General features: G+C 55.4%; 15 protein-coding genes. 12 read left to right on the top strand and 3 right to left on the bottom strand.

The genetic code is table 11. The features are described 5' to 3' along the window. Positions 1 to 45 precede the first annotated feature (45 nt). On the bottom strand, positions 46 to 2,034 hold the full coding sequence (locus ACFSO0_RS07710) for a bifunctional 2',3'-cyclic-nucleotide 2'-phosphodiesterase/3'-nucleotidase (RefSeq protein WP_376878596.1): 1,989 nt from the start codon (positions 2,032 to 2,034) through the stop codon (positions 46 to 48). Positions 2,035 to 2,221: 187 nt separating this feature from the next. Between ACFSO0_RS07710 and ACFSO0_RS07705 the strand changes: the two genes are divergently transcribed. Continuing rightward, entirely contained in the window at positions 2,222 to 2,794 is a 573-nt protein-coding gene (locus ACFSO0_RS07705; protein WP_376878594.1) for a BofC C-terminal domain-containing protein, read from the top strand. A gap of 53 nt (positions 2,795 to 2,847) precedes the next feature. Here ACFSO0_RS07705 and ACFSO0_RS07700 read toward each other — a convergent pair whose 3' ends face one another. Then, the gene (locus ACFSO0_RS07700; RefSeq protein ID WP_376878592.1) at positions 2,848 to 3,948 is read right to left on the bottom strand and encodes a hypothetical protein; all 1,101 of its coding nucleotides are present in this window, start codon (positions 3,946 to 3,948) and stop codon (positions 2,848 to 2,850) included. Between the two features lie 117 nt (positions 3,949 to 4,065). Here ACFSO0_RS07700 and ACFSO0_RS07695 point away from each other — a divergent pair, with 117 nt between their 5' ends. From ACFSO0_RS07695 to yajC, 9 genes are all read left to right on the top strand, one after another. Further along, the gene (locus ACFSO0_RS07695) at positions 4,066 to 4,257 is read left to right on the top strand and encodes a hypothetical protein (protein WP_376878590.1); all 192 of its coding nucleotides are present in this window, start codon (positions 4,066 to 4,068) and stop codon (positions 4,255 to 4,257) included. A gap of 148 nt (positions 4,258 to 4,405) precedes the next feature. Continuing rightward, complete coding sequence (ruvC, locus tag ACFSO0_RS07690) at positions 4,406 to 4,906, top strand: crossover junction endodeoxyribonuclease RuvC (protein ID WP_376878588.1); 501 nt, start codon at positions 4,406 to 4,408, stop codon at positions 4,904 to 4,906. Further along, positions 4,903 to 5,520: a Holliday junction branch migration protein RuvA gene (ruvA, locus tag ACFSO0_RS07685; protein WP_376878586.1), complete on the top strand. Its 618-nt coding sequence runs from the start codon at positions 4,903 to 4,905 to the stop codon at positions 5,518 to 5,520. The genes ruvC and ruvA overlap by 4 nt, the downstream gene beginning before the upstream one ends. Before the next feature lie 4 nt (positions 5,521 to 5,524). Then, complete coding sequence (gene ruvB / locus ACFSO0_RS07680) at positions 5,525 to 6,523, top strand: Holliday junction branch migration DNA helicase RuvB (RefSeq protein ID WP_376878584.1); 999 nt, start codon at positions 5,525 to 5,527, stop codon at positions 6,521 to 6,523. Next, entirely contained in the window at positions 6,520 to 6,738 is a 219-nt protein-coding gene (locus ACFSO0_RS07675) for a DUF2905 domain-containing protein (RefSeq protein WP_376878582.1), read from the top strand. The genes ruvB and ACFSO0_RS07675 overlap by 4 nt, the downstream gene beginning before the upstream one ends. Before the next feature lie 158 nt (positions 6,739 to 6,896). Next, positions 6,897 to 8,993, top strand: coding sequence for a SpoIID/LytB domain-containing protein (locus ACFSO0_RS07670; RefSeq protein ID WP_376878580.1), 2,097 nt, complete (start codon positions 6,897 to 6,899; stop codon positions 8,991 to 8,993). 43 nt (positions 8,994 to 9,036) lie between these two features. After that, on the top strand, positions 9,037 to 10,065 hold the full coding sequence (queA, locus tag ACFSO0_RS07665; RefSeq protein WP_376878578.1) for a tRNA preQ1(34) S-adenosylmethionine ribosyltransferase-isomerase QueA: 1,029 nt from the start codon (positions 9,037 to 9,039) through the stop codon (positions 10,063 to 10,065). A 118-nt stretch (positions 10,066 to 10,183) separates the two neighbouring features. Further along, complete coding sequence (gene tgt / locus ACFSO0_RS07660; RefSeq protein ID WP_376878576.1) at positions 10,184 to 11,314, top strand: tRNA guanosine(34) transglycosylase Tgt; 1,131 nt, start codon at positions 10,184 to 10,186, stop codon at positions 11,312 to 11,314. A 15-nt stretch (positions 11,315 to 11,329) separates the two neighbouring features. Then, entirely contained in the window at positions 11,330 to 11,668 is a 339-nt protein-coding gene (gene yajC / locus ACFSO0_RS07655; protein WP_376878574.1) for a preprotein translocase subunit YajC, read from the top strand. Between the two features lie 90 nt (positions 11,669 to 11,758). On the opposite strand, the gene ACFSO0_RS07650 is transcribed toward yajC, so the two are convergent. Next, entirely contained in the window at positions 11,759 to 12,160 is a 402-nt protein-coding gene (locus ACFSO0_RS07650) for a TIGR04086 family membrane protein (RefSeq protein WP_376878572.1), read from the bottom strand. Positions 12,161 to 12,293: 133 nt separating this feature from the next. Here ACFSO0_RS07650 and corA point away from each other — a divergent pair, with 133 nt between their 5' ends. Both corA and ACFSO0_RS07640 read left to right on the top strand, forming a co-directional pair. After that, the gene (gene corA / locus ACFSO0_RS07645) at positions 12,294 to 13,271 is read left to right on the top strand and encodes a magnesium/cobalt transporter CorA (RefSeq protein WP_376878570.1); all 978 of its coding nucleotides are present in this window, start codon (positions 12,294 to 12,296) and stop codon (positions 13,269 to 13,271) included. 78 nt (positions 13,272 to 13,349) lie between these two features. Beyond that, complete coding sequence (locus ACFSO0_RS07640; protein WP_376878903.1) at positions 13,350 to 14,057, top strand: DUF421 domain-containing protein; 708 nt, start codon at positions 13,350 to 13,352, stop codon at positions 14,055 to 14,057. Positions 14,058 to 14,059: the final 2 nt, after the last annotated feature.

Genomic DNA, 14,059 nt, shown 5'->3' with positions numbered 1-14,059 from the left:
TACGAAAAAAGAAGCTGAAGGCAAGATGCCATCAGCTTCTTTACATTATTTGGATGCCGGTTTGGAAAGGTCGATGCTGAATTTCGCAAAGCCCGAATCCAGCGTGCTGATGTATTTCAGCTTGGACATTTTCTCTGCAAAAGGTTTGGCCTCCGGAGACGTTGTGAAGGTGACGTTCACTTTGGCGTTGATCGGCGCGAAGGACCAGTTTTGGTCAGCGGCCGGGTTGATCGTTTTTTCGCTCAGGATGTAGTCGATCACCACTTGACGGTTTTCATCCGGAGAGTCGATCACGATGTTTTTGCCGTCCAGACCCGGGAAGTTTCCGCCGCCGCCTGCGCGATAGTTGTTGGTCACGACGATGAACTTGTCTTCCGGTTTCACAGGCTTGCCGTTGTAGGACAGGTTTTTGATGCGGCTCGCTTTTTCGTCCGCCAGCTTGCCGTCAATTGCATAGCGGGACGGTTGTGTGACGTCGATCTGGTAAGTCACGCCATCGATGACGTCGAAGTTGTACGTCGGGAACGCTTCATTTACCAGCGCTTGTTCGTCTGTCTTGTTCACGTCGATCTGGTTGAACTGTCCGGCGGAGCGTTCCAGCCATTCTTTCAGCTGGGAACCGTTCACCAGCACAGCTTTCAGCGTGTTCGGATAGATGTACAGGTCGGAAACGTTTTTGATGGCGATGGTGCCAGCCGGGATATTGGTGTAGTAGCTTGCGCCGTTGCGGCCGCCTGCCTTGAACGGAGCGCCTGCGGACAGGACCGGGATGCCTTCGTATTCCGTACCTTGAATGTTTTTCTCCACATACCATTTCTGCGCGTTGGTCACGATCTGGATGGATGGATCGTCCTGCACCAAGGCGAAGTAGCTGAAGATAGGGGATGTGGTGGTGCCTACGGCGGAGCGCACCCATTCCACGGTATGGTCGTGATCTTCCTTCACGGCGTCGACGATGGCTTGATCTACACCGGTCAGGGCAACTTTGTTTTTGGAATCGTAAATCGGAACTGCTTTGGTCGCCGCTTCAGCCACTTTCCACTTGCCGTTTTCCTGCGTCAGGGTCAGGTCGACTACGCCCAGGTTGTTGCCCCAGTAGCCTGGCATGACAGCCGGTTTGCCGTTGATGAGACCTTTTGTGCTGTCTACGCCTTCGATATTTTCAAAGCCAGGGCCTGGGAACACAAGGTGGGAGTGGCCGAACAGGATGGCGTCGATTCCTTCTACCTTGCTAAGCTGGTAGGTGGCGTTTTCCAGGTTGGCGGCTGCTTCTACCGGACCCAGTCCGGAGTGAGCGACCGCTACGACGATGTCAGCGCCTTTCGCTTTGATTTCCGGCACGTATTTTTTGGCGGTTTCCAGAATGTCTTTCGCGATGACTTTGCCTTCCAGGTTATTCTTGTCCCATTGCATGATTTGCGGCGGAACGAAACCGATTACGCCGACTTTCAGTTTTACGTCCTTGCCGCTCTCGTCCTTGAAGGTACGTTCGAGGATTTGGTATGGCGTGAACAGGTTTTTGTCGTTGGCCGGGTTGTTGTCTTTGTCATCGACGTAGACGTTCGCGTTGACGTAAGGGAAGTTTGCGCCTTTGATGCTGCGCTCGAGATGTTCGAGGCCGAAGTTGAATTCGTGGTTTCCGATGTTGCCCAGATCGTAGCCGAGCAGGTTCAGCGCCTTGTAAACCGGATGGGTTTCGCCGTCTTTGAGCGGATCGATTTTCGCTACGTAGTCTCCGAGGGGGTTGCCCTGGATCAGGTCGCCGTTGTCGAACAGCATGCTGTTGGTGACTTCTTCGCGCGCCTTTTTGATCAGGGTAGCGGTTTTGGCGAGGCCGAATTCGTCGGTGGACTTGTCCTGATAATAGTCGTAATTGACGATATTGGTGTGGATGTCAGTCGTTTCGAGCAGGCGCAGCTTGAGAGAGGGATTGGTTTGAGCGCTGACAGGGGTGAGAGGGAAGGTGAGTGCGCTAACAACCAAGGATGTGCTGAGCAGACATGCAGCCAGCATTTGCTTGTTTGCTTTTTTCATGTTTCGGATTACCTCCATAATTATACAATAATAACCGAGCAAAATAAGTTTATCATTAAAAATCCGGGTTTGGTAGATATTCCTTGTAAATTTGTAGTAAATTACGAATCTTGAGAGTTCAGGTATGCAGACCCCGTTTTCTGGCGAGAATAGGAAGAAAAGGCTAGTGAAGGGGTTCAATCGGATCATGAACAAAAAATGGATGGTGGTTGCGTCTTGGGTGCTTGCCCTGCTGACGGGACTGATTGCTGGCGTCGTCTTTACGCAAAACAGCGGCAAAGAGTCGGCCGCACTCAAGCAGCTGCTCGCGGGCGGAAGTGGCCAACCGCTGGAGGCTGCAGGAAAATCCTACGAATTCGTGCTCGCTCGCAGCTATTTGTGCGGAGTGCGGGATGAAGAACACAAACCGGTCGCTCTCAATCATCTTGCCGATGCGATGGCAGATTACAAAGGCTGGGAAATTGTCGCAGCAGATGCGACGAAAATGATCCTGATGAAACGGGAAAACGACATTTCGCCGGAGTGCAAGGAAAACGGCCACTTCGGCCTGTCCGCTGACGGGACGCTCACGCTGTTTCACGGCCTTCCGGCAGACCATGAAGTCGTGCAGACCTTTTACCGGATCGACACGGCCAAGATGGAAGCGAGCCTGCCCAAGGAGGAAGTGGAGAACTTGAAGCGCGGCATCCGAGTGCGGGATCTGGCCGAGTACAACAGCGTGCTGTCCACCTATGGAGAATTTCAATTGAATGCAGAGTGACTGTGCCCACGAATGAGAAAAACAGGCTGCCGATGCGGACAGCCTGTTTTGTCTTACGGTAGGACGACATCGACGATTCGCCAACGCTCCCAGGGGGCAGAGCGCAGCAGCAGAAAGCGACAGCGCCCGGAGCGTTGACCGCCGGAGCGCAGCGAGTAGTCAACCCGGACAGGGATCTCCACCATAAACAAGTCCGCAGACGGGGAGGAGATGTCTTCGGGCTTTCGCACCGATTCGATGTCCCCAAGCCCGGCCGGCAAGCGGGAGGCGTCTGTCATCATGCGCAGCGAATGGCTGTCATGCTCGTTGAGGGAGGTCAGAAAGTAGCCGACCAACTCTTTTGGGCCAGCTTCCAAAATTTTGTGCGGCAAAGCGCCCGCTGCCTTCAGGATCATCAGGCTGTGGCTGGGATCAGGCTCCTTGCGAAGATGAGTAGAGCTGCCCGTGAAATGGATGCAAAAGTGGCCGGGAAAGTCGTTGCCCTGGATGGCTCCGGCCCCGTGCGGCATGCCGTGCATGGATGCTGCGTAGTAGATACCGTCCACCTCGACGAGAATCGCTCGCCGCTTCCAGCTCCATTTTCCCTGGTAAATATGCTTCATGATCTGTGTGTCGCTGCGAGTCAGCGGCTGGACATCGGCGTGCCGGCTGCCGGCTCTGCGCTGGACGTTAAAGCGTTCTCCCGTCTCCAGGTCGATCACGGTCGCGTACTTCATCCTGCCAAACGAGTGCTTGACCTTCTCCCAGTGAATCGCCTTGCCATAGTGGGCTTTCTCCACGGTTTGCACCAGTTCCTCCAGTTTTGCGCTAAGGGACTGCGACAGAAGGTATTGGCGCGATTTTTTCGGATCAAGCAGCCTGTCCATGTAATCGAAGGCGAGATCGCGGTTCCCGGCTTTGATCCGGGCGCGCGTCCAATCTGGCGAAAAGCTGGCAGGAATCGTAGGAGTGCGGTTCAACTCGCGGATGAGCGAATGCGAATCAGAAAATTCCAGAGTCGAGACGAATCTGGCATCCGGTGACACCGATACAGAGATGAGAATATCGTTTTCTGTCTTCGCTTCCGCATTGCCCTCTGAACACAGGAACAGGGCAGCCAGCCAGATGGCTTGGAGCAAGCACAGCCTGACCATTTGCAAGTCGGTCACCTCCACCCTGATAGTGTCTCCACCGGATGAAACAATCGACGAGTAAATCTTGGCATGATAACCGGAGCGCGGTTTTGCCATACTGAGGGCATACGGTGAACTTTGAAGGAGGAGTCTTTTAGCATGTCTTCGATGCCTAGAGGTAGCTACAAAGACCAGTTCCACCAGCGTTTGTACGTTCAATTGAATCAGGGACACAACAAGCTCAATTTCCAGCAGATCAACAGGATCAATGAGCAGATGCAGAGCGGCGTGGATGAGTACGCCCACATGCAGCACGATGTGTCGGATTTGCAGGGACTGAACAAACACTAAGGCGAAGACACCGTATGGCCCGCTCTCGCAACAGGGAGCGGGTTCTTCATTTTTCGCCCGGGACGGCCGCTTGAATGGAAATGCATGTTCGCTTTTCGGGCGCTTTGTGATACAGTAGAAGATAGAATACATACATGGAGAGTTGGCCATGCGCATCTTGGGAATTGACCCCGGCATTGCGATCGTAGGGTTTGGGGTGTTGGATAAACAGGGGAGCCAGCTTCGCCCCGTCCAGTACGGAAGCATTCAGACAGAGGCAGGCTTGCCGGTTCCTCTGCGGCTCAAGCAAATCTTTGAAGCTATGCAAAGCCTGATCGAGACGTATCGTCCCGATGAAATGTCCGTGGAAAAGCTGTTCTTCAACAAAAACGTGACGACGGCGTTCACGGTAGGGCAGGCGCGCGGCGTGATCCTGCTCGCGGCAGAACTCGCAGGCGTGCCTGTGTACGAGTACACGCCGATGCAGGTCAAGCAGGCAGTGACCGGCTGGGGCGGAGCCGAAAAAAAACAGATTCAGGAAATGACGAAGCTGCTTCTGCGGCTAAAGGAAGTGCCGAAGCCTGACGATGTGGCGGATGCGTTGGGAATTGCCATTACGCATGCACAGTTCCGCGCGTTTATTTCCATTTCGGAAGGAGTTCAGAAATGATTGATTTTGTAGAAGGGACCTTGTGCTACCTTGATTCCGAATACATCGTCATAGAGACGGGGGGCATCGGCTACCGCCTGTTTTGTCCCAATCCGTACCAGTTCGTCCGCTACGAGGGCAGCCGGACAAAGCTGTACACGCATCATCACGTGCGCGAAGACGCGATTCTGCTCTACGGCTTTGCCACCCGGGACGAACGCGACCTGTTCCGCAAGCTGCTGGATGTAAACGGCATCGGCCCGAAAGGCGCGCTGGCGATCCTCGCAGCGGCGACACCGGAGCAGCTCGTCATGGCGGTCCAACAGGAAAACGTGACGTACTTGACGAAGTTTCCAGGCATCGGCAAGAAGACCGCGCAGCGGATTATTATCGATCTGAAGGATAAGCTGGCAGGGTACACGCCGTCTGCGATTTTCACGGTCGCTGCCGGCGATCTGACTGCCGGGGAAGAGGCCGTGTCGTCGCTGAACGAAGCGCTGGAAGCCTTGACTGCTCTGGGCTATTCCGACGGCGAGCTGCAAAAAATCAGAAATGCGCTGGCCGAAAAGTCCAGGGAAGGCGATGGCGTGGAGAAGCTTATCAAGCAAGGACTCGCTTTGCTCATGAGGGGGTAGGACTGTGGATCAGCGAATCATTACAACGCAGATGGACTGGGAAGAAGATGCGGCGGAGCTGAGTCTGCGTCCTCGCTATTTGAACGAATACATCGGGCAGCAGCACGTCAAGGAAAACCTGAAGATTTTTATCGAGGCTGCCAAGATGCGCAAGGAATCGCTCGATCACGTCTTGCTGTACGGTCCGCCGGGCCTCGGCAAAACGACGCTGTCGCAAATCATCGCAAACGAGCTGGGCGTCAACATTCGCACGACGTCCGGCCCTGCCATCGAGAGGCCGGGCGATCTGGCGGCGATCCTGACGAACCTGCAGGAAGGGGATGTCCTGTTTATCGACGAGATTCACAGGCTGAACCGCAGTGTGGAGGAAGTGCTCTACCCGGCCATGGAAGACTTCGCGCTGGACATCATCATCGGCAAAGGCCCCAGCGCGCGCAGCGTGCGGCTCGACTTGCCGCCGTTTACCCTGGTCGGAGCGACGACCCGCGCCGGCATGCTGTCTGCCCCTCTGCGCGACCGGTTCGGCGTCGTTAATCGGCTGGAGTTTTACACGGTTCCTGAACTGGCGTTTATCGTCACCCGGGCGGCGGATATTTTGCAAGTCGTGATCCGGGAAGGCGGCGCCGAGGAGATCGCCAAGCGCTCCAGAGGCACCCCGCGCGTCGCGAACCGGCTGCTCAAGCGGGTGCGGGACTTCGCGCAGGTCAAAGGTGAGGGCGTCATCACGACCGAGATCGCCAAGGAAGCGCTGGAGCGGCTGCAGGTGGACGCGTGCGGCCTCGACCACATCGACCACAAGCTGCTCCTCGCCATCATCGAGCGCTTCGACGGCGGTCCCGTCGGTCTGGACACCATCGCGGCGACGATCGGCGAAGAGTCGCAAACGATCGAGGATGTCTGCGAGCCGTACCTGATGCAGATTGGCTTCATGCAGCGCACCCCGCGGGGCCGGGTCTTGACCCCCAGCGCGTACCAGCATTTTGGCAGGGAGATGAAAGCGTGAATCCGATAGCCAAACTTCTCGTCATCGGCGGTGCCGTACTGATTGTGATCGGGCTAGTGTGGCAGATCGGCGGCAGGTTTTTGCCGCTGGGTCGGCTGCCGGGCGACATCGTGGTTGAAAAAGAAAACGTAAAGTTTTACTTTCCTGTCGTCACCTGCATCGTTATCAGTATCGTGCTGTCGCTTTTGACCTATCTATTTCGCTTGTTTAAATGAAAAGGGAACCATTGGGGATTCATTCCCGATGGTTCCCTTTTCATGATGCTGCCGAAAAACAAAGCAATTCCGAAAAGAGGAAGGAGAACGAGCTGGGTATGTCGAAAAGCATGGGGGTTCATGCCAGTTTTCGACACTACTTAAGGAAGGGAAGGACGATGGACGTCATGTGGAAGAAAGTTATGGGAAAAGTCCTTTCAGCGGGTGTATTGTCAGCCGTGCTTCTCTCAGGTTACACGCCTGCAGAAGCGGCTGGCAAAAATATCCGGGTGGCCCTCTTTGTAGATACTGGACAAGGCTATCGGGGCGTGGTACCAGCTGTCACGCTTACGTCGGAAAAAGGAATGGAAGTTACCTTGTCCGGTCCGGATGGAAAAGAAAAGCTGCCGAATTTGGGCGGAGACGACGCCCGTTTTCGGGTCGACGAATATCATCTGATCGTGGCGGAGACGAGCGACTGGAACTTGGCCCAGCAGATCGCGCAGCAAATGAGCCAGCGCAAATACGAAGGCAGCATTCAGGTCGCAAAGCGCGGCGGCCAGGTAGTCTATCAGATCGTCAGCGGCACCTATAACAATTACCAGGCTGCCGCCAACCAGGCGAAGACCATCGCGCAGGCGACGGGACAGCAGCCGGTCGTCAAAGGGCCGCTGCGGCTGGAAGCAGGGCGTTACGACAGCCTGAAGGAAGCGCAGAACCGGCAGGCGCGGTTCGAGGCGGCAGGTATTGCCGCGTACCCGGTACTCGTGGCGGACAGGAGCAAAATCACGTACGCTGTCTGGATCGGAGATGAGGCCACCCAGGATGCGCTGAACGCCTTGGCGGGCAAGGCGGCTGCGGCTGTGCCCGGCACGTACAAGCAGCCTGGTGCGAAGTCGTACGTCGTGCTCAAGCAGGACGTATACGGCTCCAAGAGCGATACGATCTGGAAATACATGTTTTCCCCGCAGGTGAAGCTGACTGTCGAGCCGAAAAAAGCCGGTTCCGTCCCGTTGATCGGCGTCGCAGAGCGCGAGCAGCGCACCTATCGCGGGGAGATGGAACTGTCTGAATACAAGGGCAACCTGACATTGGTCAATGAGCTTTCCCTGGAAGAGTACCTGTACGGCGTGGTAGGCTCGGAGATGGCACCGGGCTGGCCTCTCGAAGCGCTGAAGGCGCAGGCTGTGCTCGCCCGTACCCGCGCTGTCGGCTCAGGCAACAAGTACGGCGTGGCGAACGTGTCCGATACGGTGTACGAGCAGGCTTACTACGGCTATCAAAAGGAATCCAGAGACATCCGGGAAGCGGTGGACGAGACGGAAGGCGAGGTCATCTACTACAAAGGGAAAGTGGCGGAATCGCTGTTTTATTCCGACGCAGGCGGGATGACTGCAGATGGCACGGAAGTGTGGGGCAATCCTGTCCCTTACCTGCGGCCTGTCATGAGCGACGATACCGAGCCGCTGGAAAAGGCGAACATCTGGTATCTCGTTTCCCTTAGCGACGGTTCTCTCGGATACATTCGTAGCGATCTGGTGAAAGTGAGCGGAGGAACCAATCCAGTCGGACTGCGGCTGGGAGTCGTCAGCACGAACAGCACCAATCTTCGCTCCGGACCGAGTACCGCCTACCACCGGGTGCTTGCCACCCTGCCGATCGGGGCAGAAGTGACAATCGTGGCGGAGGAACCGGAAGAAAATGCGTTCTCGTGGACGAGAGGTCCGTACACCCCGGCGGAAGTAGCGGGCATGATCAACGCCAATCAGGCCAAGAGCAATGCGCCGCGCGTCTCCACTGCACTGGAGAGCTTGCGGGTGACGGAGCGCGGGCCGTCGGGACGGGTGCTGGAAATGGAAGCGGACGGCACGAAGATTGCTGTATCTTCTCCTGACGCCCATCGCTCTATTTTCCAGCAAGGGGGAAGCACCCTCCGCAGTACCAAGTTCGATGTCGAGGAAATGGGCACATTTACCGTGCTGGGAGCGAACGGAAAGCGCACGAACTATCCGGATTCGGGACGGGATGTACAGGTCGTGGGCGCAAATGATTACGACTCCGTTTCCGCCAATGGCTACAACGACGAGTTCCTGATCTACCGCGGAACGGATGACTGGCGAGTAGCCAGCAAGACGCAGAAGTTCCTGTTCCGGGGGACAGGCTTTGGTCATGGGCTGGGTGTTTCGCAATACGGAGCGAAAGCGATGGCACAACAAGGGTATGACTACAAAGAGATCTTGCAACACTACTACCAGGATGTGACCATCGAGCCATAACGCCGAGAGGACACATGAACTGTCATAAAAGGAGCAACAGCTTGTGGATGTGCAACAATTTGATTTTGAACTGCCAGAACATTTGATCGCCCAGCACCCGTTGGAGGAGAGGACCTCCTCCCGGCTGCTGGTTTTGCAAAAAAAGACGGGAGAAATCTCGCACCAGCGTTTTACGGACCTGATCCATCACCTCGTTCCGGGAGACGTCCTCGTGATGAACGACAGCCGCGTGCTGCCTGCGCGGCTGATCGGGGAGAAGGCGGAAACGGGAGCCAAGATCGAGGTTCTCTTGTTAAAATCGCTGGGGGATGACCGGTGGGAAACGCTCGTGAAGCCTGGCAAGCGGGTAAAACCGGGGACAGAGGTTATCTTTGGAAACGGCCTCTTGCGCTGCACGTGCGAGGATGTGACGGAGACCGGCGGGCGGATTGTCCGCTTCCATTATGACGGCATCTTTTACGAGATTCTCGACCAGCTCGGGTCCATGCCGCTGCCGCCGTACATTCACGCGCAGCTGGAGGATCGGGAGCGCTATCAGACAGTATATGCCCGGGAGCGGGGCTCGGCTGCCGCGCCGACTGCCGGCCTGCATTTTACAAAAGAATTTCTGGAGCAGATCGCGGCAAAAGGAGTGCAGCTGGCGTACGTCACGCTGCACGTCGGATTGGGGACGTTTCGCCCGGTGGCAGCCGATACGGTCGAGGAACATGTGATGCATGCCGAATACTACGAGATTCCGGAAGAGACGGCGCAGATCGTCAATCAGGCCAAGGCGGAGGGAAGACGGGTGATCGCGGTGGGCACGACCTCCTGCCGTACGCTGGAGACGGTTGGCAGGGCAAACGGCGGCAAGCTGACGGCGACTTCGGGCTGGACGGACATTTTCATTTATCCAGGGTACACGTTCTCCATCCTGGATGGCCTGCTGACGAACTTCCATCTGCCGAAGTCCACGCTGGTCATGCTGGTGAGCGCGCTGGCAGGCAAAGAAAACGTCCTGCGCGCCTACAGAAGCGCGATCGAAGAAGAATACCGCTTCTTCAGCTTTGGCGATGCCATGCTGATTCTGTAGACAAATTGTGGACATTCGCATTTGTTTATATATCTGCCAGGTCATGTGGGTTTACTTCACTGTGAGATTTTTTTATAATAGGAAGGACTTACATACATAGCTTGAGGAGTGCAAAGAGTTGGCTGTACGCTACGAATTAATCAAGACATGCAAGCAAACCGGAGCACGTCTCGGCAAATTGCATACGCCGCATGGGACGATCGACACGCCTGTCTTTATGCCGGTCGGCACCCAGGCAACGGTCAAAACGATGAGCCCCGAGGAATTGAAGGCAATGGGGGCCGGGATTATTCTCAGCAATACCTATCATTTGTTCCTGCGCCCCGGTCACGAGATCGTGCGTGAGGCGGGTGGACTGCACGGATTCATGAATTGGGACCGCGCCATCCTCACTGATTCCGGAGGATTTCAGGTCTTTAGCTTGAGCAACTTGCGCAAAATAACAGAAGAGGGCGTTTCCTTCCGCTCCCACCTCAACGGGGAGAAGCTGTTCATCGGTCCGGAAGAAGCGACCCAGATTCAAAATGCGCTGGGCGCCGATATTTTTATGGCGTTTGATGAATGCGCCCCTTATCCGGCAGAGTACGATTACGTCCAGAAATCGATGGAGCGGACGACGCGCTGGGCGGAGCGTTGCCTGAAGGCGCATGCGCGTCCGAACGAACAAGCCTTGTTCGGGATTGTCCAGGGCGGGATGTACCACGACTTGCGCGCGCAAAGCGCCCGCGATCTCGTCTCGATGGATTTTCCGGGCTATGCAATTGGCGGCCTCAGCGTAGGGGAGCCTTTCTCCCTGATGTACGAAGTGCTGGAGAGCACTGTCCCGCTTCTGCCGGCGAACAAGCCCCGTTACCTGATGGGAGTCGGTTCTCCGGACGCCTTGATCGAGGGAGCGATCCGCGGAATCGACATGTTTGACTGCGTCCTGCCGACACGCATCGCCCGCAACGGGACATGCATGACGAGCCAGGGGCGGCTGGTGATCCGCAATGCGAAGTACGCGCGCGACTTTACGCCGCTGGACCCGAATTGCGACTGCTACACCTGCAAGAATTACACGCGTGCTTACATCCGACACCTGGTCAAGTCGGAGGAAACCTTTGGCATTCGGCTGACGACGTACCACAACCTGCACTTCCTCGTGAAGCTGATGGAGCAGGTGCGCCAGGCGATTGCCGAAGACCGTTTGCAAGATTTCCGCGACCAGTTTTTCGCTCAATATGGTTTGGGTGAAGATAGATCTTTTTAATCGAGGGGGATTTACATGGAGGGCTTGCAAAGCTTTTTACCAATCATCATCATGTTTGCGATTTTCTACTTTTTGCTGATTCGTCCGCAGCAAAAGAAAGCGAAGCAGCGTAATGCCATGCTGGCAGCCGTGAAAAAAGGCGACAAAATCATCACCATCGGCGGCATGCACGGAACGATTACGGACCTGACGGATGACACGGTTACTCTGCGTGTCGCACACAATGTAAACGTGACGTTCGACCGCGGTGCCATCAACAGCGTCGTGTCCGCCAGCAATGCAGCTGCTCCGGCGAAAGCGGAGCCAGCCAAGGCAGAGCCAGCGAAAGCGGAAGAAGCCGAGGAAGCGAAGTAATCCGGCGTCCGGAACAAGCAAGACGAATACAGGAAAAGCAGGTGGGATGCCCGCCTGCTTTTTTTAGTTCCTGTCCATGATACGGTGCGTCTACCGTCTGGGCTTGGTTCCTTTCGGCCTGGTGCCGGAGTTGTTGGAGTTTACCCCAAGAATGCCGCCGAGACCCGCCAGCACGAACGCGCCGAGCAAAAAGAGCAGCATCCCCCATTGCATGGGAGCGTCAAAGCCGAGAAAGCCGATGAGCAATACGAGAATGAAGTACGTGATGCCTGTGAGTCCGCCGTAATACCAGCCTTTGCCGCCGCAGCGCCGCCCGGTGACATATCCGCCGGTCAAAAGCCCGATGACGTTGATGACGTACGTAAAATAGGGCAGTGAGCTTTCGCGCAGATCGGTAAAGCTGAGAAGAAAAGTAGCGAGCAATGCGCCGGTCAGGACGAGGCCGAGCGTATACAAAAGACCTGTCAGTACAGAGGTGGATGCACTCCGCACGCGATTTACCCCCTCGCTGGTCAACTGTTTGTACCATCTATATGAAAGGCTTGGGCGACGTATTCATCTTCGCGTTGAACATTGAAAGGAATTTTCGTATGATGGATGGGGAATGAGACGGGGGTGAAGAAAGATGATTAAAACGTACTTTTACAACCACTCGGAACAGAAGATGTTTCACGACGTTGATCTGTCTACCAAGGATCAATGGCTGAAATCACCGGAGGATTTGCTCTGGATCGATCTGTACGACGTAGGAAACAACGAACTTCCCTATATTGCCAAGATCTTCGACTTTCACCCGTTGGCAATTGAGGACTGTCTGCACGTCAGTCCGCGTGCCAAGGTAGACAAGTACGACGATTACTATTTCTTTGTCTTTCACGCCCTCCGCTACAATGAAGAGAGCGACGACGAAATTACGACCGTAGAACTGAACGTGTTTCTCGGCCCAAACTACATCGTGACGATTCACAAATCGCCGATGAATACCATCGGGCGAATTGCGGCCATGTGCCATCGCAATATTTCGTACCTGAACCGGGGCCCCGACTATTTGCTTTACGCCATTGTGGACGGGATCACCGATGAGTACTTCCCGATTATCGACCGGATCAGCGTGCGGATTGACGAGCTGGAGGACGAGATCTACGAGCACCAGATGGAGGAAATCACCGAAGAGTTCCTGGCGCTGAAGCGAACGATTATTTTGATTCGTCGCGTGATTATGCCTCAAAAAAGAATTTTCGCCAACGTCAATGGCCGTTATTCTTTCGACATATCCGAGGAAAACGTTCCGTTCTACAGCGACTTGACCGACCACCTGGAGCGGATTGCCGACTCGACGGAGACGTTCCGCGATCTGGTAAACGGTGCGCTGGACACCTACTACACGATTATCAGCGCCAAGACGACGGAGACGATGCGCGTGCTGACCATCATTTCCACCATCATCCTGCCGCTTACATTTATTACCGGTCTGTTCGGGATGAACACTTTCTCTTGGCTCGGCGAACAGGCAGAGCCGTACATGCTGGTGGTGGCACTCGTCATCATGCTCGCGATGACCTTTGCCATGCTGCACATTTTCCGCAAGCGAAAGTGGCTGTAATTGGCGGTAATAGTTGCGCCCCCTGATGCACATGACTACTAACAAATGTTGAGTGGGGGGGCGGCACGATTGGAAGATATGACAACGGCGTTACTTCGCACCCTGTTTTCGTACTTTTTTCTTTTGGTGATGCTGCGCCTGATGGGAAAACGGGAGCTGGGAAAGCTGTCTGTGTTTGACGTGGTCATTTCCATCATGCTCGCGGAAATGGCTGTTCTGGCGATTGAGGAAATCGACAAGCCGGCGATCCTGTTTTACATACCGATGTTGCTCATCGGAGTTTTGGAGATTATCATGGCGTACATCTCGCTGAAAAGCAAAAAAGTCCGCGATATCGTGGACGGCTCCGCGGATGTCATCATTGAAAACGGAGAGATCAGGGAAGCGGCGCTGCAGCGCAATCGTCTGAACATGGATGATCTGCTGGTGCATTTGCGGCAAAAAAACGTGAAAAATATTGCCGACGTCGAGTTCGCCTTACTGGAGCCGACCGGCCAGATGAGCGTCTTTCTGAAAGAGCGAAAGGAGCCGGTCAAGCGCGAAGACATCGGCCTGACGGAGCGGGCGCAATCGCAGCCTGTTTCCTACAAAGGGCTTCCGATTCCGCTGATCCTCGACGGCCGGATACGGACGGAAGCGCTGCACAAGATCGGCCAAAACGAGCTTTGGCTCAAGCGGGAAATCCGCAAGTACGGCATTCGCGACATTCGGGAAGTATCGTTCTGCAGCATTGATGAGAGAGGCGTCATGTATCTGGACAAAAAAGACAAACCGCCGCTGCAGTAGCA

The organism is Brevibacillus sp. GCM10020057, assembly GCF_042683565.1.
GTDB lineage: Bacteria > Bacillota > Bacilli > Brevibacillales > Brevibacillaceae > Brevibacillus.
The sequence above is the reverse complement of the archived record's forward strand: the minus strand, read 5'-3'. Positions and strand labels throughout refer to the sequence as shown.